The following is a 22,338-nucleotide window of genomic DNA, read 5'->3' as shown; positions in this document are numbered from 1 at the left end:
CCGTGAAATTACTGCGCGTAGCCGATAGTTTGCAGGGCCACCGTGATCTCGTCCAGAATTGCTGGGTCATCGATTGTGGCAGGCATTTTATACGCCTTGCCATCCGCGATCGACACCATCGTACCACGTAGGATCTTGCCCGAGCGTGTCTTGGGCAGACGATCCACCACCACGGCTTTCTTGAACGCAGCGACTGGGCCGATTTTGTCACGAACCATCTGGACCACATCGGTTACCACCTCCGCGTGATTCCGGTCGGAACCGGCATTCAGGCACAGGAAACCGACAGGCATCTGACCCTTCAGTTGATCAGAAACCCCAATCACGGCGCATTCTGCCACATCGGGGTGGGCGGCCAACACCTCTTCCATCCCGCCCGTCGAAAGTCGGTGCCCGGCGACGTTGATCACGTCATCGGTACGGGCCATGATATAGAGATACCCATCTTCGTCGATCATGCCCGCATCACCGGTTTCGTAATAGCCGGGAAAATGCTCAAGATAGGATTTTCTGAAGCGCGCCTCGGCATTCCACAGGTTTGGCAATGTGCCTGGCGGAAGCGGGAGCTTGACTGCGATCGCGCCCAACTCGCCCGGTTTCATAGGATGGCCGCCCTCGTCCAGAATCTGAACGTCATAGCCCGGCATAGGTTTGGCAGGTGATCCCAGCTTGACCGGAAGCTCTTCGATTCCGAGCGGGTTGCCAGCGATGGTCCAGCCAGTTTCGGTTTGCCACCAATGATCGATGACCGGAACTTTCAGCGCATCTTGCGCCCAGATGATCGTATCTGGATCAGCCCTCTCTCCTGCAAGATACAGAGCCTTAAGGCAGGATAGATCGTAATTCGCCATCAATTCTGCGCTTGGGTCTTCGCGTTTTACGGCACGAATGGCGGTTGGGGCAGTGAAGAAGCTTTTGACCTTGTGTTCGGATATCACGCGCCAGAAAGTTCCGGCGTCAGGTGTTCCGACGGGCTTGCCCTCAAAAACAATCGTCGTGTTGCCGTGGATCAGCGGGGCATAACAGATATAGGAATGGCCAACGACCCAGCCGACATCCGAAGCCGCCCAGAACACATCTCCCGGATCGACATTGTAGATGTTTTTCATCGTCCAGTTCAGCGCGACCAGATGGCCGGCAGTCGGGCGCACGACGCCTTTGGGCGCACCAGTGGTGCCGGATGTATAGAGGATATAGGCTGGATCATTGCCGCTGACTGGTACACATTCTGCGGGCTCCGTACCGTATTGGAAACCGTGCCAGTTGACGTCGCGCCCCTCGATTAGTTGTGCGACTTCCTGCTCGCGCTGGAATATCACGCAAAATTCGGGTTTGTGGGCGGCCAGATCGATCGCGCCATCCAGCAGAGGTTTGTAGTGCACAACGCGTCCCGGCTCCATCCCGCATGAGGCAGCGATGATCGCCTTGGGTTTCGCATCGTCGATACGTACGGCCAGTTCGTTGCTGGCAAAGCCGCCGAATACCACTGAATGCACTGCTCCAAGCCGGGCGCAAGCCAGCATTGCCTCCAGCGCTTCGGGGATCATAGGCATGTAGATGATGACGCGGTCACCTTTCTCGATACCTTTTGCACGGAGCGCGCCAGCAAGATTAGCAACCCGATTGCGCAACTCGACGTATGAGATTTCGCGTTTGGTATGAGTAATGGGGCTGTCATAGATGATCGCGGTTTGCTCACCACGACCATTTTCCACATGGCGATCAACTGCGTTCCAGCACGTATTTACCTTGGCATCACTGAACCATTCGTAAAGAGGCGCATTGTCGTCAAACAGAGCTTTGCTGGGCGCTTGAACCCAATCGATCCCCTTGGCGGCATCCATCCAGAATGCTTCGGGGTCGTTCTTCCAGCTCTCGTAGACGTCCTGATATGCCATGATGGCCTCCTCCCAAATTCCTTGAGCTATGTGTTAGGCATCGTGGATGTTTCGAGCAAGCGATGCGCATAACGGCGCGTCAGTTTATCGCAAAATCTTTGCAGAACCTTGCAGTTTGGCTTGCAAATTTTTGCAAATCTTCTGATCTGAGCAGACTTCTGAGTGTCATATGTAAGGATTTGCAAATCTGCAAATTTATTACTGCAAATGTGCTGGCGCTAACAGAATCAAACCGGGCACCTAATCTGGTGCCCGGTCATGTTTCGTAATGATATAGGCGCTGGGCTTATCCGTAGTGCGCGACTGGCGTACCTGCGATGGCCGCCATGTTCAGCAGTCCTCTGGCCGTAATCGAAGGCGTTACGATATGCGCCTTGTTTCCCATTCCCATGAGGATTGGACCTACCTCAAGCCCGTCCGCTTTCATCTTCAGGATATTGCGCACACCGCTTGCCGCATCCGCATGGGCGAAGATCAGGACATTTGCAGAGCCTTCCAAACGCGAGTTCGGGAAGATACGTGCACGCAATTCAGGATCCAAAGCCAGATCAAGGTTCATCTCGCCTTCATAGCTGAAGTCGCGTGGCTCGGAATCGAGAATCTCAAGCGCAGCCCGCAGCCGCTTGCCTGATCCCTCGGCCTGATTGCCGAATTGCGATTGCGAACAAAATGCGATCTTGGGTTCCAACCCGAACCGCCGCACGTGACGAGCAGCTCCAATGGTGGATTCGGCAAGTTCTTCTGGTGTCGGCAATTGTCTTACATGCGTGTCTGCAATGAACAGAGGGCCATCTTCCAGAATCATCAGCGAAAGCGCGCCATGCGGGCGCAAATCGCCATCATCCAAAACCTGTTCGACATAGTTAAGATGCCAGCGATACTCACCAAAAGTGCCACAGATCATGCTGTCCGCCTCACCGCGATGCACCATGATTGCTGCAATGGCGGTGTTGTTGGTGCGCATGATGGCCTTGGCCAGATCCGGAGTGACCCCCCGACGCTGCATTATTTGATGGTACGAATTCCAATAATCGTAGTAACGGGGATCGTCCTGAGGGTTCACGATTTGAAAATCCTGCCCCGGTCGTACTGTCAGGCCTAGCCTTTCGCACCGTGCGCTGATCACGTCCGGTCGCCCGATCAGGATCGGGGTTTCCGTGGTTTCTTCCAATATCGCTTGCGCAGCCCTCAAAACACGCTCGTCCTCGCCTTCTGCGAAGACAATTCTACGCGATGCGACGGCTGCGGCTTCGAACACTGGCCGCATCAACAGTGCAGATTTGAACACGGTCTGGTTCAGGCGTTCTTTATAGGCTTCGAGGTCATCAATGGGTCGTTTTGCGACCCCGCTCTTCATAGCCGCCTGTGCAACCGATGACGAAACGACCCCCACTAGGCGCGGGTCAAAGGGTTTTGGGATCAGGTAATCTGGACCAAAAGTCAGCTGCTCACCCTTATAGGCCGCCGCGGCTTCAGCGCTCGTCGTCGCGCGGGCCATGTCGGCGATGCCGTCGACGCAGGCGATCTGCATCTCGTCGTTGATTTCAGTCGCGCCCACGTCCAGGGCACCTCGGAAGATAAACGGGAAGCACAACACGTTGTTCACTTGGTTCGGAAAGTCGCTGCGACCGGTCGCAATGATCGCGTCAGGGGCAACTTCGCGCGCCGCCTGTGGCAGGATTTCCGGAGTTGGGTTGGCCAGCGCAAAGATGATCGGGGTCTTGGCCATCTTCTCGACCATCTCAGGCTTGAGCACATTTGGTCCGCTCAAACCCAGAAACAGATCGGCACCTCCGATCACATCATCCAGAGTGCGCAGATCGGTTTTCTGTGCAAACTGGTCTTTGTGCGGGTTCATATCCTCGGCGCGGCCTTCATAGACCAGCCCGTGAATGTCGCACAGCCAGATATTCTCGCGTTTAACGCCGAGCTTCACCAACATGCTGAGGCAGGCGATCCCGGCAGCACCGCCGCCGGTCGAAACTACTTTGATATCCTCGAAGCTCTTTCCTGCCACATACAGGGCGTTTTTAGCTGCGGCACCAACAACGATTGCCGTGCCGTGCTGATCGTCATGAAACACCGGGATGTTCATCCGTTCCCGGCACAGTTTTTCGACAATAAAACAATCCGGTGCCTTGATATCTTCAAGGTTGATCGCGCCAAATGTGGGCTCCAGAGCACAGACGATATCTGCCAGCTTTTCTGGGTCAGGCTGATCCACCTCGATATCAAAGCAATCGATGCCTGCGAACTTTTTGAACAGGACGGCCTTGCCTTCCATTACCGGTTTCGAGGCCAATGCGCCGATATTCCCAAGGCCCAGAACTGCGGTGCCGTTTGACACAACCGCAACAAGATTGCCGCGGGCGGTGTATTTCTCAGCATTGGCGGCGTTGTCCTTTATCTCAAGACTGGCTTCGGCGACGCCTGGCGAATATGCCCGCGCAAGGTCACGACCATTTGCCATTGGTTTGGTTGTCTTGATCTCAAGCTTTCCGGGCTTTGGATGCGCATGATAGTCAAGCGCGGCCTGCCTCAGGTTCGGTGTGTCAGACATCGGTAATACAACTCCGTTCCAATATTCGTTTGATGGTTAAACTATTTCTCAGCGCTTGGCTATGTCGCCTCGGACCGCAGTCAGAGACAGGCCTCACGGATACGTTAACGAAACGTTGGTTGAGAGTTGCTGCATCGTTTTTATGTACAGCCAATTCCGGGGAACCTGACGGACACCAGAAGCGGCGGACCTTATCATGCGTCATGAAGACAAAGCTTGTGCTAATGCGCAATTTGCCAACCCTTCAATCAGGATTGGTGTCAATCGGAATGTCTTCTTTGTTGTGCTTGTTTCGGCGGTTTCATTTCTTTTTGTGGTTATGATTTGGCCCGAAGCGGCTGCGGCTTTCATCCAGGAAGGCGGGTTGATTGAGACGATATCGGCCACTGCGTTACTGGTTTCCGGGCTGGTCGCGTTGGCGCGTTACCGAGGCGTCTCGCGGCTTTACATCGCGGTGGTCTGCCTGCTGTTGGCCGAGCGCGAATTGGAGGCGGAGGTGTACACAGAAGGCAGCGCGCCTTTCGTGGTGCTAAACTGGGTTGATTTATTGCTTGATGTGACTGCAGTAAGGATCGTTTTGGCTGCGATCGTCATTGGTGGTTTGCTCTGGCATGGGATACCGAACGGAATTAAGGCACTGAAGATCCGCGCGCCTTTTTTGATGATTTTTTTCCTGGCTGGAAGTGTTGCGGTGCTGGCTCAGCTTCTTGAGGAAATCAGCGGATTGTTCGAAGAATACCTTTCGGTTGCGATGGCTGCACGTTTGTTCGTGATGGAAGAAACGCTGGAGATGTACTTTTCGATTGGCATTTTGGCTGCTGTTCTGATCGGATGGCCAAAACCAAAATCCGAAGAGAAACAGAATGACCAGCAATACCGGCGACTCCCTCACGCGCGCTGAAATCCGACTGCCGACGCAGGAACTGCGCAACGATATCCCGTTTTATACCAAGGTACTGGGGATGCGGATGGATATGATCTATCCGGCAGATGACCCTCGGGTTGCCGTGTTCTCTGGTCACGGTCTGCGCTTGCGGATCGAGAAAGATGCAGCTGAAGCGGCGGGAACGTTGCGCATTCTGACATCCGATCCAGATGGTTTTGCAGAAGGTCAACGAAGTCTTGTAGCCCCAAACGGCACCCGGATCGAGATTGACGAGTTGAACCCGCCGCTGGTCATGCCGGATACGGTCCACTCTTTTGTTGTCCGTAGGCTCAAGGATCAGGCGCCGTGGATCATTGGACGGGCAGGGATGCATTATCGCGATCTCGTGCCGGACCGGCTGGGCGGATCGATTATCGCCAGCCATATACGTATCCCAGATGGCGGTCCTGTGCCCGATATGGTGCATTTCCACAAAGTCGGATTTCAGCTGATCTTCTGCATCCACGGCTGGGTCGATGTGGTCTACGAAGATCAGGGCGACAAGATGCGCCTGACGGCAGGCGATTGCTTTATTCAGCCGCCTGAAATCCGCCACCGCGTGCTGGAAGCGTCAGACAACGTTCAGGTGATCGAGATTGGTGTCCCAGCCGAGCATGTCACGGAGATTGATCATGAGATGGAACTGCCCACCCCGCATTTCCGTCCGGATCGGGAATGGGATGGGCAGCGGTTCGTTTACAATCAAGCCAATGATGCCGACTGGGTGCCATTCCGCTTGCCCGGTTACATCTGCCGTGACACGACGATTGCCGAGAATACCAAAGGCGTGGCGGGCGTTCAGGTCGTGCGCCGGGGCGAGGGTAACCCTCAATGGGCGAGCCACGACACCGACATACACTTTACCTTCGTGATGACCGGCGAGGTGATTCTTGAGGGTGAAGGGCGCGAGCCCTATCGGTTGGAACAAGGCGATGCCTTCGTCATCCCGCCGGGAATGCGAACACGGCTGTCAGACCCCTCGCAGGATGTGGAACTGCTTGAGGTGACTTTACCGGGGACCTTCAATACGACGTTGGGTTAAGTCCAAGAAGAAGTGGATAATGGCGTCAAGGGGGCTTCAATTCCCCCGTCGCTTTCCAGTAGGGTATGATATTCTGACCAGATGATCAAAAATTGGGATTCGCCATGTCTTTGAAAGATGCAGCTTTGGCCGTTCGGGAAAATGCCCACGCGCCTTATTCGAATTTCAAGGTCGGAGCGGCGATCCGGTCCAGTTCAGGTGTGATCTATTTTGGCTGCAATGTCGAAAATATTGCTTACCCCGAAGGTACGTGCGCCGAGGCCGGGGCAATCGCGGCAATGGTCGCCGCTGGTGAAAAAGAACTGACCGAGGTCTACGTGGTCGCCAGCAGCCCGCAGCCGGTGCCCCCATGTGGTGGATGCCGTCAGAAACTGGCCGAATTCGGCAACGGGGATGTGGTCGTTACAATGGCAACGGTTGATGGTCTGGAAACCAAAACCACGATTGCCGATCTATTGCCCGGTGCGTTCGACGCGTCGCATATGGAGGATGTCTGACTTCATGGATGCGCGCTCGATCATCGCCAAACTTCGCCGTCAGGAGGTGCCAACTGGTGACGAACTAATGTGGTTCGCGCAAGGCCTGGCCGATGGTGGCGTCAGTGACGCGCAGGCCGGGGCCTTTGCGATGGCTGTCTGTATGGGCGGTCTGGGGGCCAATGGGCGGGCTGATCTGACTGTTGCCATGCGCGACAGCGGCGAGGTGCTGACGTGGGATTTGGACGGGCCGGTGGTCGATAAGCATTCGACCGGTGGGGTCGGCGATTGCGTCAGCCTGCTGCTTGCCCCGGCTTTGGCGGAATGCGGGGCGTATGTGCCGATGATCTCGGGGCGTGGTCTGGGCCATACCGGGGGCACTCTGGACAAGCTCGAGGCCATACCGGGAGTGACCACTCAGATCGGTCAGGCGCGACTGACGCAGGTGCTGAAAGACACAGGGGCAGCCATCGTGGGGGCAACGGGCCAGATCGCCCCTGCGGACAAGCGGCTGTATGCGGTGCGCGATGTGACGGCGACGGTGGAGAGCCTTGACCTGATTACGGCATCAATACTGTCCAAGAAGCTGGCGGCGAGCCCGGATGCGTTGGTTCTGGACGTTAAGGTGGGCAGCGGCGCGTTCATGAAGACGCTGGATGAGGCACGCAATTTGGCACAGGCCTTGACCGAAACGGCTAATGCCGCTGGTTGCCGTACATCCGCAGTGATCACCGACATGAGTCAGCCCCTCGCTTCCGCACTTGGCAATGCGCTGGAAGTGGCCGAGGTGATGAAAGCTTTGACCAGCGGGCAGGGATCGCCTTTGGCCGAAATCTCGGCCGAGTTGGGGGGCGTTCTCATGGCGGATGCCGGTATGTGCGCTACGGCAGAGGAAGGAAACGCCAGTATAGCCCAAGTGATCCGCGATGGTCGTGCAGCCGAACGGTTCGGACGCATGATGGCTGCCGTGGGTGGACCGGTGCATTTCGTTGACACATGGGATCGGTTTTTGCCGGAGGCCAATGTGATCCGGGAAGTTCACGCTCCGCATGGCGGATATGTCTCGTCCATTGATGGCGAGGCGCTGGGCCTCGCAGTCGTGGCCCTAGGCGGTGGGCGCCAGATCGAGAGCGATGAGATTGATCCGGCGGTTGGCCTGTCGGGCCTTCTGAGGGTCGGAGATAAGGTGACCAAAGGCGCTCCGTTGGCGGTTGTTCATGCGGGGCGAGAAGATGCAGCGCAACGGGCTGCCGCGGTGGTGCTAGATGCCATCACGCTGAGTGACGAACCGGTAGCACAGCCGCCTCAAATCCATGAAAGGATCAGCGCATGAGCCGCGCTTTCCTTGTGGTAATGGACTCGGTTGGTATCGGCGGCGCGCCGGATGCCGATCAGTTTTACAACGGCACCAAACCCGATACAGGCGCGAATACAGTGGCCCACATAGCACAAGCTTGTGCCGAGGGGCGTGCGGAAGAAGGGCGGAGCGGACCGTTGCAACTGCCCAACCTGGATGCCATGGGGCTGGGGGCGGCGACCCGTCTGGCCTCGGGCGCACCGACGCCGGGCCTTGAGGCCGCGCCGACGGGCTTGTGGGGTTGCGCACGTGAATATTCTCCGGGAAAGGATACGCCCTCAGGGCATTGGGAACTGGCGGGTCTACCTGTGCCCTGGGACTGGCGTTATTTCCCAGATCGCCAACCAGCGTTTCCCGAAACGCTAAGCAAGGCTGCCGCCGAGGTAGCGGGGACCGACGGAATATTAGGCGACTGCCATGCCTCGGGGACGACGATCATCTCAGAACTGGGGGCCGAGCATATACGTACCGGCTGGCCGATCTGCTACACGTCTGCCGATAGCGTATTCCAGATTGCCGCCCATGAAGACAGCTTTGGGCTCGACCGCCTGCTGGATATGTGCCGCACCCTTGCGCCGCGATTGCACGAGATGAAAGTGGGCCGCGTTATCGCCCGGCCGTTTGTCGGAACGCCCGAAAAGGGGTTCACCCGGACAACCAACCGCAAGGATTTTGCCATCGTTCCACCTGAACCCGTTCTTACGAATTGGGCACAGGATGCCGGTCGCCGTGTGCATGCGGTGGGCAAGATTGGCGATATATTTTCAATGCAGGGGATCGACACGCTGCGAAAGGGTTCGGACGCAGAGTTGATGCACCACCTTTCGGACCTCGTTGATGAGGCGGAAGAGGGCAGTCTGACATTTGCAAACTTTGTCGAGTTCGACAGTCTGTATGGCCATCGGCGCGATATCAGCGGCTATGCCCGTGCGCTGGAATGGTTCGATCGTGAAATTGGCGCGATCCTACAAAAACTGCGCCCCGGTGATCTGATGCTATTGACCGCAGACCACGGCAACGACCCCAGTTGGAGCGGCACTGACCACACCCGTGAACAAGTGCCCGTGCTGATCGCAGGGCAGGGCATGGGCGAGATCGGTCCCGTGAACTTTGCCGATATCGCCGCCAGTATCGCGCACCACCTGAACATACCGGTGCAAGGGCCGGGAAGGACTTTTATATGACAGTCGCTGACCTGCCTAAGATCGAATTACATTTGCACCATGAAGGCGCCGCTCCGCCTAGCTTCATACGCCAACTGGCCCATGAGAAACGAGTGGACCTGAGCGGGATATTCAAACCCGACGGCTCTTATGATTTCCGCGACTTTGCCCATTTCCTTAGCGTTTATGAGGCTGCGTGCGAGGTGCTGAAAACACCTGAAGATTTCCGCCGCCTGACGCTGGCCATTCTGGAAGAGAGCGCCGCGAATGGTGTGGTGTATTCCGAAACATTCCTTAGCCCGGATTTCTGCGGCGGTGGCGATTTGCATGCATGGAAGGATTACCTGACTGCGATTCAGGACGCCGCAGACGAGGCCGAGCGCAAATTCGGGATCACCCTGCGTGGTGTCATCACTTGCGTGCGCCATTTTGGACCCGAGCAAGCCAAGGCCAGCGCCCATTGTGCGGCTGAAACCGCAGGTGACTGGATTACCGGATTTGGTATGGGCGGCAACGAATCCGTCGGAACGCAGGGCGATTTCAAATGGGCCTTTGACTGCGCGCGCGAGGCTGGGTTGCGATTGACGACCCATGCCGGTGAATTTGGCGGTCCAGAGAGTGTTCGGGATGCCGTCCGTGATTTGGGGGTCGAGCGCATAGGCCATGGCGTCCGCGCCATCGAAGACCCGGATCTTGTGTACGAGTTAGTTGACCGGGGCATAACGCTTGAGGTCTGCCCGGGTTCAAACGTGGTACTGGGCCTGTTTCCTGATTTTGCCGCACATCCCATCGCGAAATTGCGTGATGCAGGCGTCAACGTCACGGTATCCACTGACGATCCGCCGTTTTTTCATACCACGATGCGGCGCGAGTATGAGATGCTGAATGCAGCGTTCGGCTGGCAAGCCGAAGATTTTGCTGCCCTGAATGAAACAGCCCTGAACGCGGCCTTTTGCGATGAAGAGACCCGCGCGCGGGTCAAGAAAAGACTGGAGACATCATGAGCGATCACCTGACCGTCGTCGACCACCCACTGGTGCAGCACAAATTGACGCTCATGCGGGACAAAGGCACCTCAACCGCTGTGTTCCGGCAGTTGCTGCGCGAAATCACGCTTTTGCTGGCTTATGAGGTCACCCGCGAGATGCCGCTGACCACCCGCCATATCGAAACCCCGATGGAAGAAATGGACGCTCCCATTCTGGCGGGCAAGAAATTGGCGCTGGTATCGATCCTGCGGGCCGGAAATGGGATGCTGGACGGCGTGCTGGAGCTTATTCCCTCTGCCCGAGTGGGGTTCGTGGGGCTTTATCGGGATGAAGAGACGCTGAAGCCGGTCCAATACTATTTCAAAGCTCCCGAGGGTTTGACGGACCGTTTGGTCATTGCTGTTGATCCGATGCTGGCAACCGGCAACAGCTCGGCTGCGGCCATTGATTTGCTGAAAGAGCAGGGGGCGAAAGATATCCGCTTTCTATGCCTGCTGGCTGCCCCCGAGGGCGTCGCGCGCATGAAAGAGGCGCACCCAGATGTCAAAATCGTCACGGCCGCGCTGGATCGTGAGCTGAACTCAAAGGGTTACATTATGCCTGGACTAGGTGACGCTGGCGACCGGATGTTCGGGACCAAATAGGTGCTATTGCCCGCAAATATTCTGTAGCCGGACCCAATCGCGGTCGGGCAGTACCTGTTCCAAAGTACGACCCGCCATCGGATCGGCTTCTATCAATCCAAGCACGGACTCGCCTGTGATATCAAGCGCATAGGCGTATGGGGTCGAGGGCAGTGCGGTCTGTGCAAAAACCGCGAGCAGCACGTCATCGCTTAGCTGCGGCTGTGGACCGGATAGAACCTGCTCAGTGTAGGTGTCCACGATCTCGGGCGTCAATTCGCCGGTGGTCAGCAACCGAAATGCGGCACTCGGGCCTGTACGGTCCAACAGATCGTCCAGCGGTTCCTGCTGAGTTGCCCGCGCGCGCGCGGCTATGATGTATCCGGCGGCAACGGCTGGGTCTTCGTGATCTTCGACCAGTGCCCGGTTTAGCAGTACGGTTCCACCCGGCAGGCTCAGGCTGTCAGGCAGACCTGCTGGAAGGATCACGATTTGGCGGACACCGGTGCGGCGCGCCAGCTGATCCAGCGACGCTTGCGCATCAGGCGAAGAGCAAGCCTTGCCTGACACCCTTTCGATCCGCTGCAGGATTGCATCGCCGATTTCTTGTTGCTTGACCTCTGGCACTACCGAAACAACATGGCGTTGCAGTGCTCTGGGTAGCCAAAACAAAAGCACTGCCAAGACCGCCAGAACAACCCCTGCAACGCTGAGCCAACGCAGCCGTCCGGGATGTGGTCTGGCACGGTCGATGGCGCGCTGCAGCCGGTCAATTGCTTCGATCATTGTGGTTTCAGATTCTGCAAGCTCCAGTGTTTCGCCGGGATCGCCGTCGGGATTGAATATTGCAGGGTAGGTTCCGGGGTTTTGTCGCTCTAGCGCCGCCAGCGACCAATGGGTCAGCGCGCTGTCATTGAAGTCAGAAATCGTCAGAGTGGCTTCACCAATCGATACGACTACTTCGCGCCGTTGCTCATCGGGCGAGGGACGCCACAGACCGGTGGCTTCGATCCGCTGGTACTGTTTGAGTGCGGTCATCGGGTAATGCTGCTCGAATATTATTTTGCGCCAAGCTTAGCATGGCGAAAACCAGCGGCGCAAACCTGTTGCGCAGTGTTTGTGAAATGTGCTGAGTGTGCCGGGTAAGTTTCGGCCAGAACGGGCTGATTAAGGGCAGAGGCGCGGATGCAGTCACAACAACAAACCCATTCAATCATGGCGTCGTTGCTGATGGTTGCGGCCATGTCCATTATCGGCGTGATCGACAATTTCGTGATCCGCGTGGCCGAGAGCGTGGGGCTTTGGCAGTTTCACCTAAGTCGCGCCTTACTGATGCTGCCGCTGATCGCGGTGTTGTCGATATTGGGTTTGGGCACCTTGAGGCCCCGGCGGATTGGTGTCGTCGCGGTGCGCAGCGTGTTGATCACGCTGGCGATGCTCTTCTATTTCAGCGCGCTGGCATTGATGCCCATCGCTCAGGCGCTTGCCGGGTTATTCACATCGCCGATATTCGTGCTGTTGATTTCGGCCCTTTTGTTGAAACAGCGCATAGGTCCCTGGCGGATCGTGGCTGTTTTATTGGGGTTTTCGGGAATTCTGTGCGTATTGCAACCGGACCCGACATCGTTTGATGTAAAGACGCTGCTGCCAGTCGCTGGTGGCTTCTTTTACGCACTCAGCGCTGTTGTAACGCGCACCCACTGTTCCGACGAAAGCACTGTTGCGCTGCTTGCGGCGATGGTTGTCACGCTGGGGCTTGCAGGGGCGATCGGACTGATCTGGCTTGCCCTGTTTCCGGTTGGCGTGCCAGTCGGGCCGGATGGCTTCGCGATGCGCGGTTGGGTTTGGCCGATGCAAGACGCGTTGCCTTGGGTTGTGGTTCAGGCCGTGGGCTCAACAATTGCCGTTTTCATGCTGATCAAAGCCTATCAACTGGGCGAGCCATCATATGTCGCAGTCTTTGAATACTCGGTCATGATATTTGGCCCGCTCTTTGCCTGGGTGGCGTTTGGGCAGTCCGTCGGGCAGATGCAAATCATCGGCATTGGCATGATCGCCTCTGCCGGAGTGCTGCTTGGGTGGCGGGAGCGGCGGTTATCCTCGCTACAGCAGGCGGCGCAGTAAGAACGGAATAGAATCGGCTTGTATCCCTCTTAGCATCGTTTCGAGATGCAGATCAAAGCCCGTTCGGAATACTGATTTGTTTATTCAAAACCAGTAAATTGCGGCGAAACTGACCTAATTTGGCCTCAAATGTGGCAAAACTAAGTCCAATTGAGGCACAACTCTAAGACCTTCTGAGTTGTTTGAAGGTGCCAACAGGGGGACGGCACGTGTTAGAGTTAGTGAGTGTTTCGGGGTATTCGAAACGTGAAGTGAAAGGCCGACAGGCCTTTGTGGGACAGGCCGCATCAGCGCGTCGTGGGGGATTGCTGCACGGAACCAAAGTGTCCACAACAGGGGGCTGGAAACGGGTCGAAAGACTGGTTGCAGGCGATCTGGTGCGGACACGGGACCATGGGTTCAAAGAATTGAGGCGCGTTTGCGTTGACCGGATCGTGGTGGCGGGAGACGAGCGCAGGCCCGAGCATTTGCCGGTTCTTGTGCCATCCCGAGCAGCATACAATGGGCGTCCTGTTTGGCTGATGCCGGAACAAGGTATGGCGTTGGATCAAGGCAAGCTTGGTGTTGGAATCGAGGGGGTTTCGATCATTCCAGCTCGAACGCTCAGCGGGGTGGGGCGTATTGAGTCCAGCACACCTGCGCAGTCCTTCGATGTCACGTCATTATTCTTTGACGAGGATGAGCTGGTTTTTATCGAGGGCGGATTTCAGGCTTATTGCCCGTCCGGTCGCATGAATACCGGGTCAAGTCGAAACCCGGAGTTTTATGAAGTCGCGGATGCTGAACACGCCGATCTTCTGATCGAGGCCGTGACCGGCAAAGGGAACCTTTCGGCTTTAACCAACCCGTTGGCTGCGTTACCTGCACCCATTCCGCAAGAGCCAATTTTCCCGATCCGACCGGCATTGGGCGTACGTCGACCCGGGCGACCGGGGCGGCCCAATATGCCTGCGCTGTTCCTGCGGCCTGAATGGCAGCTGCAATAGTAGGTGTTTGAGTATGAAGCAGGCGCATGGGCTCATGCGCCTGCTGTCTTTGTTCAGGCGGCCTGTGCTTCGGGGTTGAAGCGGCCATAGAAGCTCTGACCTTTTTCCGCCATCTCGCGCAGCAGCGGCGGGCAGGTAAAGCGCTCACCATAGGCTTCGGTAAGTTGATCGCAGCGTTCGGCGGCGTAGGGCGTACCAATGATGTCCAACCAGCTGAGCGGGCCACCGGACCACGGCGCAAAGCCCCAGCCAAGTATCGCACCCACGTCGCCCTCGCGGATATCTTCCAGAACACCTTCTTCCAGCGCACGGACGGCTTCCAGAACCTGCGCGAACATCAGACGCTCCTGCACTTCGATCAGGTCGGGCTGGTTTGCGGCATGTGGGTATTTGTCCTGCAGGCCCTTCCAATACTCGACGCGTTTGCCCTTGTCGTCATAGTCGAAGAATCCTGCATTGGCCTTGCGACCCAGACGACCTTGTTCTTCCATCCAAAAGATCAGATCATCGCCCGGATTTTCCGGGTAAGCGTTGCCCATAGCTGCCTTAGTAGCGCGGGCGATCTTGGCCCCCAGGTCAATCGAGGTTTCGTCGTTCAGCTGAATGGGTCCTACGGGGAAGCCCAACTGACGCGCCGCATTGTCGATCAGAACAGGGCTGACGCCTTCGGTGATCATCCGCAGACCTTCGTTGATGTACGGAATAATGCAGCGGTTGGCGTAGAAGAAGCGCGCGTCATTGACCACGATCGGTGTCTTGCGGATTTGGCGCACATAGTCCAGCGCCTTGGCGACAGCACGATCGCCGGTTTCCTTGCCTTTGATGATTTCGACCAGGAACATCTTCTCGACCGGTGAGAAGAAGTGGATGCCAATGAATTGCTCGGGCCGTATGCTGGCCCTGGCCAGATCTGTGATCGGTAGGGTCGAGGTGTTCGACGCAAAGATGCAATCCTCGGGGATGATCGCCTCGACTTTCTTGGTCATTTCAGCCTTGACGCCGGGGTCTTCGAACACGGCTTCGATGATCAGGTCGCAGCCTTTCAGGTGCTCCAGATCGGGCGTGGCGGTGATACGGGCCAACAGGGCTTCTTTCTTCTCAGCCGTCGCTTTGCCGCGCTTGATCCCTTTATCCATGTAGCTTTCGCTATAGGCTTTGCCCTTGTCGGCAGCCGCCTGATCGCGGTCGATCAGAACGACCTCCATCCCGGCCTGTGCCGAGACTAGCGCGATACCAGCCCCCATCATGCCGGCACCCAGAACGCCGATCTTCTTGACCCGCTGATCGGGTACATCCTTGGGTCGCACTGCGCCTTTCTCCAGCGCCTCCTTGTTCAGAAACAGCGACCGGATCATCGCTGACGAAGACGGGTTCATGAGCACGTTGGTGAACCAGCGCGCCTCAATCTTCAAGGCGGTGTCAAAGTCAACCAATGCGCCTTCATAGATCGAACTCAGCAGAGCCTTGGCCGCCGGGAAGGCACCTTGGGTCTTGCCGTTCACCATGGCGCTTGCGCCCACGAAGGTCATGAAACCGGCGGGGTGGTAGGGTGCGCCGCCGGGCATCTTGTAGCCCTTGGCATCCCACGGCTTTACCAGATCGGCATCCTTGGCGTTCAGTACCCATTCCTTGGCTGCCGCAACCGGATCATCCGCCACCGCGTCGATCAATTGCGCGCCTTTGGCCTTCTTTGGGTCCATCATCTTGCCTTCAAGCAAGACGGGTGCCGCCGCCATTGCGCCGACCATACGGCTGTAGCGCATGGTGCCGCCTCCACCGGGGAAGATACCCAGCAGAATCTCAGGCAGGCCGATCTTGGATTTCGGATTGCTGGTCATCACACGGTGATGACAGGCCAATGCGATCTCGGTCCCGATCCCTGCGCAGGTGCCGTTGATGGCACAGGCGACCGGCTTGCCGCCTTTTTTGGACTTGGGGTCCATGCCTGCCAGTTCCAGCCGACGCAGGATGTTATGGCCACTCATGACGAAATCGAACAGTGCCTGCGCGGGTTCGTCGCCGGCCTCCTGTCGGATCGTGGCGAGCGTGCTCAAGTCCATGCCGCCTGCAAACGACCCTTCTTTGCCACTGGTGATAACGATGCCCTTGATCTCATCATCCGCCAGCGCCTGATCGATCAGATCACCGACCAGAGTGAAGGCCTCGCGCGACAGGACGTTCATGGATTTGCCGGGAACGTCCCAGGTGATGAAGGCGACGCCATCGGCGTCTTTGCTGAGAGTGAAATCAGTCATTGTCATCTCCAATCTGGTCAGCCGTCAGCGGGCTGCCATCCTTGCGAGTGAAAGAGAATCCGTTCTCATCATCTTTCACCATCATGTCTATATCGCTGTAATAGCCGGTCTCGGTCGGGGTCCGGGTGCCCACCACCAGAAAGGTTGCGGGCGTGTCGGTTTTGTTCACAAGGTGATGGCCATTGGCCTCACCTGCAGGCCAAGCGGCGCAGTCACCAGGCAGCATCTCATGCTCGCCATCATCATCGATCAGCATGCATTTGCCGCTGAGCATGATGGCAAACTCGTCCTGCTCCATGTGGTAATGGCGCAGCGAGGATAGCCCTGAGGGTTCCAAACGTACGATGTTGACCCCGTATTGGGTCAGCCCGCCTGCATCTCCGACGCGCTGGACAAAACGACCCGCGGTGGCCTCGGCTAACTTGCCGGGATAAGATGAACCGCCTTTGAACGGTATCTGAGAAAGATCCAGTTTGGGCATCAGACGCGCTCGATAATTGTTGCCGCGCCCATACCGGATGCGATGCAGAGTGTGGCCAGACCGGTTTCCTTGTCCTGACGCTCAAGCTCATCCAGCAGCGTACCGATAATCATCGCGCCGGTTGCACCCAGCGGGTGACCCATCGCGATCGAGCCGCCGTTCACGTTCACCAGCGCCGGATCGACGTCGAACGCCTGCTGGAAGCGCAGCACGACCGAGGCGAAGGCTTCGTTCACTTCGAAAAGGTCAAGATCGCCGATTTTCATTCCGTTGTCGGCCAGAATTTTCTCAGTCACCGGAACCGGACCGGTCAGCATTATGGTCGGATCGGTGCCGATCTTGGCAGTTGCTTTGATGCGCGCGCGCGGCTTCAGGCCGTATTTCTCGCCGAACTCCTTATTACCGATCAGCACAGCGGCCGCACCGTCCACGATGCCCGAGCTGTTGCCCGCGTGGTGTATGTGGTTGATCCGCTCAAGATGCGGGTATTTGATCATCGCCACCTTGTCGAAGCCCGGCATCTGCTCACCCATCATTGCGAAAGACGGGTTCAGCGCGCCAAGCGACTGCATGTCTGTGCCGGGACGCATGTACTCGTCGCGGTCCAGAATGGTCAGACCGTTCTGATCTTTGATGGTGATCACCGACTTTTCAAACCGGTTGTCTTCCCAAGCCGCTGCTGCGCGTTTTTGGGATTCAACGGCCAGAGCATCGGCATCATCGCGGCTGAACCCATATTCGGTTGCGATGATGTCGGCCGAGATACCTTGCGGCACAAAATAGGTTTCCATCGCCAACGACGGGTCAACGGCAATCGCCGCACCATCGCTGCCCATGGCCACCCGGCCCATCATCTCGACACCGCCTGCGATATAGGCTTCACCCGCGCCGCCTTTGACCTGGTTTGCCGCCAAGTTCACAGCTTCCATGCCCGAGGCGCAGAAACGGTTGATCGCCAGACCGGGGATCGATTCATCTAGATCCGAAGCCAGAACTGCCGAGCGCGCCAGACAGCCACCTTGCTCCATCACCTGCGTGACGTTGCCCCAGATCACATCCTCGACGGCGTGACCTTCCAGATTATTGCGCTCTTTCATTGCGTTCAGGGTCAGGGCGGACAGGCGCACCGAGGTTACCTCGTGCAGGCTGCCATCCTTGCGGCCCTTGCCGCGCGGCGTGCGCAGGGCATCATAGATATAAGCTTCGGTCATGGGGTCTTCTCCTTAAGCTCGATCCGACGGGTTGCCGGGCATCAGGTCGTAGGGGTGTTTCCAACCGGGCTGTTCGCTAAGGCGCGTCAGCCAGGCATCGATGTTGGGCCAGTCGGCGCGATCAAAGCCAAATGGTTCGGGATAGTATAGGTAGCCGCAGCAGCTGATATCAGCATTGGTCACGCCGTCACCAACGATCCAGTCGCGGCCTTCAAGATGGGCGTTCAGTGTCTGATAAGCAGCCTTGAGGCGACCCTGATTGAACGCGATCACATCCGGGTTGCGGTGCTTTTCGGGCAGGAAGTTAATCAGGAAACGGGTCAGCCCAGCCATTGAGCTAAGCTTGTGATTGTCCCACAGAACCCATCTGAAAATCTCGTAGTTCTCATCCCGATCCTTGCCGCCGAATTTGCCGGACTTCTCGGTGACATAGGCCTGAATTGCCCCAGACTGACTGGTGCGAAAATCGCCATCGACCAGTACGGGTGCTTCGCCCATTTCGTTCACTTCGGCCCGGAATTCAGTGGTGCGCGTTGCGCCGTTGAAAAAGTCGACAAAGACTGCTTCCCACTCCAGACCTGACATCTCAAGCGCCAGAGCGGCTTTGTAGCTGTTGCCGCTTTCACCGAAGCAATGCAGTTTGATGGTCATTTGAGCGCCCCTCCCAAGGCGTATTGCGCGTTCAGCGCTTTCTTGCGTCCAGCTCGGAGTTAAAGATGCGCAATCTGTGCGTCAGGTTCTCGTGATCAATCACGCTATTGAAATTCTCGAACAGGAACGACAAAGCCTCACCTTCATCCAATCCCGCCTCTCGCGCGAAACCGCGGAGTTTGCGATAGCCATCCTCGGTCATGGCGACGGGAAAGCGGCGGGTCAGGCGAAAGCGTTTTGGCATCTTGTCTCCTCCAAGGGTGGGTTCGGGCTACGACGCCCGAGCCCACACTGAGATCAGAAGTTCGCTGCGTCCAGCGCCATTACCGTGTCCGCTCCGGTTTGGATGCGCGCCAAATGCATGGCTGTCGCGGGCAAGCGACGGGCCATGTAGAAGCGACCGGTATTGATCTTGGTCTCGTAGAACTCTTTGTCCGAGGCGCCACCATCCAGCGCTTCGCGAGCGGCTTTCGCCATCTGAGCCCACATCAGGCCCAGGCAAACATGACCAAACATGTGCATGAAGTCATACGAACCGGACAGCGCGTTGTTAGGGTTCTTCATGCCTTCCTGCATGAAATACATGCCAGCGGCCTGCAGGTCCTTGGACGCGGCCTTCAGCGGTTCGATGAACGCTTTGTCATAAGCTTCATCCTTGCCGGCATTTTCCTTGCAGAAGGTTTTAACCATCTCAAAGAACGCCATGACATGCTTGCCGCCATCCTGCGCCAGCTTCCGGCCAACAAGATCCAACGCCTGAACGCCGTTTGCCCCTTCGTAGATCATCGCGATGCGGGCGTCGCGGGTGTATTGCGACATGCCCCATTCTTCGATGTAGCCATGGCCGCCATAGACCTGCTGCGCCTGAACGGTCATGTCGTAACCTTCATCCGTCAGGAAGCCCTTGATGACCGGTGTCAGCAGCGAGATCAGCCCGTCCGCATCCTTGTCACCCGAGCGGTGCGCCTTGTCGATCATGGTCGCGCCCCACAGGATGAACGCACGTGCGCCCTCGGTGAAGCTTTTCTGATCCATCAGGTTGCGGCGGATGTCCGGGTGCACGATCAGCGGATCGGCCGGGCCATCCGGGTTCTTCACACCTGTTACGTCGCGGCCCTGCAGGCGGTCTTTGGCGTATTCGACGGCGTTTTGATACGCTGCCTCGGCCTGGGACAGGCCTTGCATGCCCACACCCAGACGCGCTTCGTTCATCATCGTGAACATGGCGCGCATGCCTTTGTGCTCGTCGCCCAGCAGCCAGCCGGTGGCCTCGTCATAGTTCATGACGCAGGTCGAATTGCCGTGGATGCCCATCTTTTCCTCGATCTTGCCGACCGAAACACCATTCCGCTCGCCCGGAGTACCGTCTTCGTTCACGATAAACTTCGGGACAATAAACAGCGACACACCTTTGATGCCCTCGGGTCCGCCTGGAATTTTGGCCAGCACCAGGTGAATGATGTTGTCGGCCATGTCGTGATCGCCCGCAGAGATAAAGATTTTCTGACCGGAAATCTTGTAGCTGCCATCGTCCTGCGGCTCGGCTTTGGTACGCATAAGCCCCAGATCGGTGCCGCAATGCGGTTCGGTCAGGTTCATGGTGCCGGTCCATTCGCAGCTGACCATATTGGGCAGGTACGTGTTCTTCTGCTCGTCGGTTCCGTGCGCCAGAATGGCTGAGGCTGCGCCGTGGGTCAGGCCCTGATACATCACAAACGCCTGGTTCGCGCCCGAGAACATTTCGCCTACCGCAGTACCAATCACATAAGGCATGTTCTGGCCGCCATACTCTTCCGGCATGTCGAGGCCAGTCCAGCCGCCTTCTTTCATCTGCTCGAAGGCATCTTTGAAACCTGTTGGGGTGTACACAATCCCGTTTTCCAACCGGCACCCTTCGATGTCCCCAACCACGTTCAGCGGGTGCAACACATTGGTGGCAACTTTGCCCGCTTCTTCCAGAACCGCGCCGGTAAACTCGGCCTCCAGTTCATCATAGCCGGGGATATCCGACTGCGAGACTTTCAGAACATCGTGCAGGATGAACTGCGTATCTTTGGTTGGCGCGTTATAGACGGGCATGTGAAGCTCCCTTAATTCATATGTCCGAAAGGCCGGGCTTATTCGGCGGCCTTCTTTTCCTGTTTCATCGAGGCGATAACCTTTTCGCCCCAGCGCAACTGCTCTTTTAGTTCGTCAATGGCCTGCGTCAGCTCTTCGCGGCGCGATTCCATGTCAGCAAGGCGCTCGCACGCGATTTCATAAGTGCGGGACATCTGGGTCAGCTGCTGGTCACCCACGTGGTACAGGTCCAGAAGCTGGCGGATCTCTTCGAGGCTGAAGCCAAAGCGCTTGCCGCGCAGGATCAGTTTCAGGCGTGCACGATCCCGTTTGGTGAACAAGCGCTTTTGGCCCTCGCGGATCGGAAACAAAAGCTCTTTGGCCTCGTAGAACCGCAATGTGCGGGGCGTGACATCATAGGTCTCGCACATTTCGCGGATGGTCAGCAGATCTTCGGTCATGGTTCAAACTCTCATCACTGGCGTCATGCAATCTGAGTTGCGCAGTCGATGAGCGTTTTACAACACACAAGTGACGTTTACGTAATGCGGACGCTGCGTCACAAAATAGTTGACGTAACATCCAGTCGCGTAAGCAGGGGTTTCGGCAATTTTCTTGCCGTAGGGGAAGGGGCTATTTCAGCAGGCCGACGGTCTGATCGCGCAATTGCTGAAGCGCATCCATTGCTTCATCCAACTGCGCGCGCTGCTGGCGCAGCTCTTCCATTTGACGATCGGCCATCTCGATAAAGGTCGCCATCTGCGCCTGATTGCCCTGATCTTCGTAGATCAGCAGCCACTGACGAATCTCTTCCAAAGGAAATCCAAACTTTCGACCACGCATGATCAGTTTCATCCGGGCGCATTCACGAGGCCCGTAAAACCGCGACCTGCCTTCACGGTCAGGCTGCAGCAATTCGATGTATTCGTAATAGCGCAGGGTGCGTGGGGTCACGTCGAACTCGGCGCACATTTCTTTGAATGACAAACGGGTGTCGGACATTCCGGGTCTCCTTGGCAGCAACCTAGGGCGTCGTTGCGGCAAGCGCAACAGGTGGGCTTGCCCTTGGTGTAAACGCAGGCCCATAAAGGGGCAGGTACAAGGACAGGACCCAACCCCATGGTCGATAAGACAGTTTTAGCGCGCCAGTTCATCGAGGCGATTCCGCACGCCAAGGCCTTGGGGCTTGATCTGACCCACATCGGAGAGGGCGAGGCTGAAATCTCGATGCCCTATAACGAGCAACTGATCGGCGATCCTCGGACTGGCGTGATCCATGGCGGGGCTGTGTCGGCCATGCTGGATACCTGTTGCGGTGCCGCAGTGATGAGCCACCCCTCAGCCCCGGGAGGAACCGCCACCATCGATCTGCGTATTGATTACATGCGGGCCGCAACGCCGGGTCAAAGTATCCGGACCCGCGCGACCTGCTATCACATCACGCGCAACGTGGCTTTTGTGCGGGCGACGGCGACGGATGATGACAGCGACCGTCCCGTTGCCACCGCTTCAGGTGCCTTCACCGTGGAGGGTCGCTAA

General features: G+C 57.3%; 21 protein-coding genes. 10 read left to right on the top strand and 11 right to left on the bottom strand.

Annotation, left to right across the window (positions count from 1 at the left end; genetic code table 11):
• Positions 1 to 8 precede the first annotated feature (8 nt).
• Together prpE and ACR0I1_RS12180 are read right to left on the bottom strand one after the other, a co-directional pair.
• Complete coding sequence (gene prpE, locus ACR0I1_RS12185) at positions 9 to 1,898, bottom strand: propionate-CoA ligase PrpE (protein ID WP_480706678.1); 1,890 nt, start codon at positions 1,896 to 1,898, stop codon at positions 9 to 11.
• A gap of 286 nt (positions 1,899 to 2,184) precedes the next feature.
• Positions 2,185 to 4,458, bottom strand: a complete 2,274-nt coding sequence (locus ACR0I1_RS12180; RefSeq protein ID WP_480706676.1) for an NADP-dependent malic enzyme — start codon at positions 4,456 to 4,458, stop codon at positions 2,185 to 2,187.
• Between the two features lie 196 nt (positions 4,459 to 4,654).
• Between ACR0I1_RS12180 and ACR0I1_RS12175 the strand changes: the two genes are divergently transcribed.
• The 7 genes from ACR0I1_RS12175 to upp all read left to right on the top strand — a co-directional run bounded on the left by ACR0I1_RS12175 (position 4,655) and on the right by upp (position 11,054).
• Positions 4,655 to 5,359: a hypothetical protein gene (locus ACR0I1_RS12175; protein ID WP_480706674.1), complete on the top strand. Its 705-nt coding sequence runs from the start codon at positions 4,655 to 4,657 to the stop codon at positions 5,357 to 5,359.
• Positions 5,322 to 6,425 carry a cupin domain-containing protein gene (locus ACR0I1_RS12170; RefSeq protein WP_480706672.1) on the top strand — a complete coding sequence of 368 codons (1,104 nt, stop codon included), beginning with the start codon at positions 5,322 to 5,324 and terminating at the stop codon, positions 6,423 to 6,425. The genes ACR0I1_RS12175 and ACR0I1_RS12170 overlap by 38 nt, the downstream gene beginning before the upstream one ends.
• 104 nt (positions 6,426 to 6,529) lie before the next feature.
• A complete protein-coding gene (locus ACR0I1_RS12165; RefSeq protein WP_170391936.1) occupies positions 6,530 to 6,922 on the top strand; it encodes a cytidine deaminase in 393 nt (130 codons plus the stop codon).
• A 4-nt stretch (positions 6,923 to 6,926) separates the two neighbouring features.
• Entirely contained in the window at positions 6,927 to 8,234 is a 1,308-nt protein-coding gene (locus ACR0I1_RS12160) for a thymidine phosphorylase (RefSeq protein WP_170392910.1), read from the top strand.
• The gene (locus tag ACR0I1_RS12155; RefSeq protein ID WP_480706670.1) at positions 8,231 to 9,442 is read left to right on the top strand and encodes a phosphopentomutase; all 1,212 of its coding nucleotides are present in this window, start codon (positions 8,231 to 8,233) and stop codon (positions 9,440 to 9,442) included. The genes ACR0I1_RS12160 and ACR0I1_RS12155 overlap by 4 nt, the downstream gene beginning before the upstream one ends.
• Positions 9,439 to 10,425: an adenosine deaminase gene (locus ACR0I1_RS12150; protein WP_170401310.1), complete on the top strand. Its 987-nt coding sequence runs from the start codon at positions 9,439 to 9,441 to the stop codon at positions 10,423 to 10,425. Before ACR0I1_RS12155 ends, ACR0I1_RS12150 begins: the two co-directional genes overlap by 4 nt.
• Complete coding sequence (gene upp, locus ACR0I1_RS12145) at positions 10,422 to 11,054, top strand: uracil phosphoribosyltransferase (protein ID WP_170391930.1); 633 nt, start codon at positions 10,422 to 10,424, stop codon at positions 11,052 to 11,054. Before ACR0I1_RS12150 ends, upp begins: the two co-directional genes overlap by 4 nt.
• A 3-nt stretch (positions 11,055 to 11,057) precedes the next feature.
• Here the strand turns inward: upp and ACR0I1_RS12140 are convergent, their stop codons facing one another.
• Positions 11,058 to 12,071, bottom strand: coding sequence for a hypothetical protein (locus ACR0I1_RS12140; RefSeq protein WP_170401308.1), 1,014 nt, complete (start codon positions 12,069 to 12,071; stop codon positions 11,058 to 11,060).
• Between the two features lie 147 nt (positions 12,072 to 12,218).
• Between ACR0I1_RS12140 and ACR0I1_RS12135 the strand changes: the two genes are divergently transcribed.
• Entirely contained in the window at positions 12,219 to 13,157 is a 939-nt protein-coding gene (locus tag ACR0I1_RS12135) for a DMT family transporter (RefSeq protein ID WP_480706668.1), read from the top strand.
• Between the two features lie 209 nt (positions 13,158 to 13,366).
• Positions 13,367 to 14,143 (top strand): Hint domain-containing protein, encoded by a 777-nt coding sequence (locus ACR0I1_RS12130; RefSeq protein WP_480706667.1) that lies wholly within the window; start codon positions 13,367 to 13,369, stop codon positions 14,141 to 14,143.
• Between the two features lie 53 nt (positions 14,144 to 14,196).
• On the opposite strand, the gene ACR0I1_RS12125 is transcribed toward ACR0I1_RS12130, so the two are convergent.
• The 8 genes from ACR0I1_RS12125 to ACR0I1_RS12090 form a co-directional block, all read right to left on the bottom strand.
• A complete protein-coding gene (locus tag ACR0I1_RS12125; protein WP_480706665.1) occupies positions 14,197 to 16,398 on the bottom strand; it encodes a 3-hydroxyacyl-CoA dehydrogenase NAD-binding domain-containing protein in 2,202 nt (733 codons plus the stop codon).
• Complete coding sequence (locus ACR0I1_RS12120) at positions 16,391 to 16,879, bottom strand: cupin domain-containing protein (RefSeq protein ID WP_170420894.1); 489 nt, start codon at positions 16,877 to 16,879, stop codon at positions 16,391 to 16,393. Before ACR0I1_RS12120 ends, ACR0I1_RS12125 begins: the two co-directional genes overlap by 8 nt.
• Positions 16,879 to 18,090, bottom strand: a complete 1,212-nt coding sequence (locus ACR0I1_RS12115) for an acetyl-CoA C-acetyltransferase (protein ID WP_170420896.1) — start codon at positions 18,088 to 18,090, stop codon at positions 16,879 to 16,881. The genes ACR0I1_RS12120 and ACR0I1_RS12115 overlap by 1 nt, the downstream gene beginning before the upstream one ends.
• 12 nt (positions 18,091 to 18,102) lie before the next feature.
• A complete protein-coding gene (locus ACR0I1_RS12110; protein ID WP_480706663.1) occupies positions 18,103 to 18,741 on the bottom strand; it encodes a glutathione S-transferase family protein in 639 nt (212 codons plus the stop codon).
• A gap of 31 nt (positions 18,742 to 18,772) precedes the next feature.
• Positions 18,773 to 18,985, bottom strand: coding sequence for a hypothetical protein (locus ACR0I1_RS12105; RefSeq protein WP_170391916.1), 213 nt, complete (start codon positions 18,983 to 18,985; stop codon positions 18,773 to 18,775).
• Positions 18,986 to 19,038: 53 nt separating this feature from the next.
• A complete protein-coding gene (locus tag ACR0I1_RS12100) occupies positions 19,039 to 20,820 on the bottom strand; it encodes an acyl-CoA dehydrogenase C-terminal domain-containing protein (protein ID WP_480706661.1) in 1,782 nt (593 codons plus the stop codon).
• 38 nt (positions 20,821 to 20,858) lie between these two features.
• Positions 20,859 to 21,260, bottom strand: a complete 402-nt coding sequence (locus ACR0I1_RS12095) for a MerR family transcriptional regulator (protein WP_039536426.1) — start codon at positions 21,258 to 21,260, stop codon at positions 20,859 to 20,861.
• A gap of 172 nt (positions 21,261 to 21,432) precedes the next feature.
• Positions 21,433 to 21,801, bottom strand: coding sequence for a MerR family transcriptional regulator (locus ACR0I1_RS12090; protein WP_170391912.1), 369 nt, complete (start codon positions 21,799 to 21,801; stop codon positions 21,433 to 21,435).
• A gap of 117 nt (positions 21,802 to 21,918) precedes the next feature.
• Here ACR0I1_RS12090 and ACR0I1_RS12085 point away from each other — a divergent pair, with 117 nt between their 5' ends.
• Positions 21,919 to 22,338, top strand: a complete 420-nt coding sequence (locus tag ACR0I1_RS12085; RefSeq protein WP_010438901.1) for a PaaI family thioesterase — start codon at positions 21,919 to 21,921, stop codon at positions 22,336 to 22,338.

The sequence above is a fragment of the Ruegeria sp. B11 genome, from assembly GCF_056539785.1.
Note: the sequence above shows the minus strand (reverse complement) of the source record. Positions and strands in the feature narration are given on the sequence as shown.

Coding starts and splice junctions, on each gene's coding strand:
- ACR0I1_RS12120 (WP_170420894.1), bottom strand. CDS start 16,879: ATGCCCAAACTGGATCTTTCTCAGATACCGTTCAAAGGCGGTTCATCT.
- ACR0I1_RS12090 (WP_170391912.1), bottom strand. CDS start 21,801: ATGTCCGACACCCGTTTGTCATTCAAAGAAATGTGCGCCGAGTTCGAC.
- ACR0I1_RS12115 (WP_170420896.1), bottom strand. CDS start 18,090: ATGACCGAAGCTTATATCTATGATGCCCTGCGCACGCCGCGCGGCAAG.
- ACR0I1_RS12165 (WP_170391936.1), top strand. CDS start 6,530: ATGTCTTTGAAAGATGCAGCTTTGGCCGTTCGGGAAAATGCCCACGCG.
- ACR0I1_RS12170 (WP_480706672.1), top strand. CDS start 5,322: ATGACCAGCAATACCGGCGACTCCCTCACGCGCGCTGAAATCCGACTG.
- ACR0I1_RS12085 (WP_010438901.1), top strand. CDS start 21,919: ATGGTCGATAAGACAGTTTTAGCGCGCCAGTTCATCGAGGCGATTCCG.
- prpE (WP_480706678.1), bottom strand. CDS start 1,898: ATGGCATATCAGGACGTCTACGAGAGCTGGAAGAACGACCCCGAAGCA.
- ACR0I1_RS12135 (WP_480706668.1), top strand. CDS start 12,219: ATGCAGTCACAACAACAAACCCATTCAATCATGGCGTCGTTGCTGATG.
- ACR0I1_RS12160 (WP_170392910.1), top strand. CDS start 6,927: ATGGATGCGCGCTCGATCATCGCCAAACTTCGCCGTCAGGAGGTGCCA.
- ACR0I1_RS12140 (WP_170401308.1), bottom strand. CDS start 12,071: ATGACCGCACTCAAACAGTACCAGCGGATCGAAGCCACCGGTCTGTGG.
- ACR0I1_RS12155 (WP_480706670.1), top strand. CDS start 8,231: ATGAGCCGCGCTTTCCTTGTGGTAATGGACTCGGTTGGTATCGGCGGC.
- ACR0I1_RS12180 (WP_480706676.1), bottom strand. CDS start 4,458: ATGTCTGACACACCGAACCTGAGGCAGGCCGCGCTTGACTATCATGCG.
- ACR0I1_RS12100 (WP_480706661.1), bottom strand. CDS start 20,820: ATGCCCGTCTATAACGCGCCAACCAAAGATACGCAGTTCATCCTGCAC.
- ACR0I1_RS12110 (WP_480706663.1), bottom strand. CDS start 18,741: ATGACCATCAAACTGCATTGCTTCGGTGAAAGCGGCAACAGCTACAAA.
- ACR0I1_RS12125 (WP_480706665.1), bottom strand. CDS start 16,398: ATGACTGATTTCACTCTCAGCAAAGACGCCGATGGCGTCGCCTTCATC.
- ACR0I1_RS12150 (WP_170401310.1), top strand. CDS start 9,439: ATGACAGTCGCTGACCTGCCTAAGATCGAATTACATTTGCACCATGAA.
- upp (WP_170391930.1), top strand. CDS start 10,422: ATGAGCGATCACCTGACCGTCGTCGACCACCCACTGGTGCAGCACAAA.
- ACR0I1_RS12175 (WP_480706674.1), top strand. CDS start 4,655: ATGCGTCATGAAGACAAAGCTTGTGCTAATGCGCAATTTGCCAACCCT.
- ACR0I1_RS12095 (WP_039536426.1), bottom strand. CDS start 21,260: ATGACCGAAGATCTGCTGACCATCCGCGAAATGTGCGAGACCTATGAT.
- ACR0I1_RS12105 (WP_170391916.1), bottom strand. CDS start 18,985: ATGCCAAAACGCTTTCGCCTGACCCGCCGCTTTCCCGTCGCCATGACC.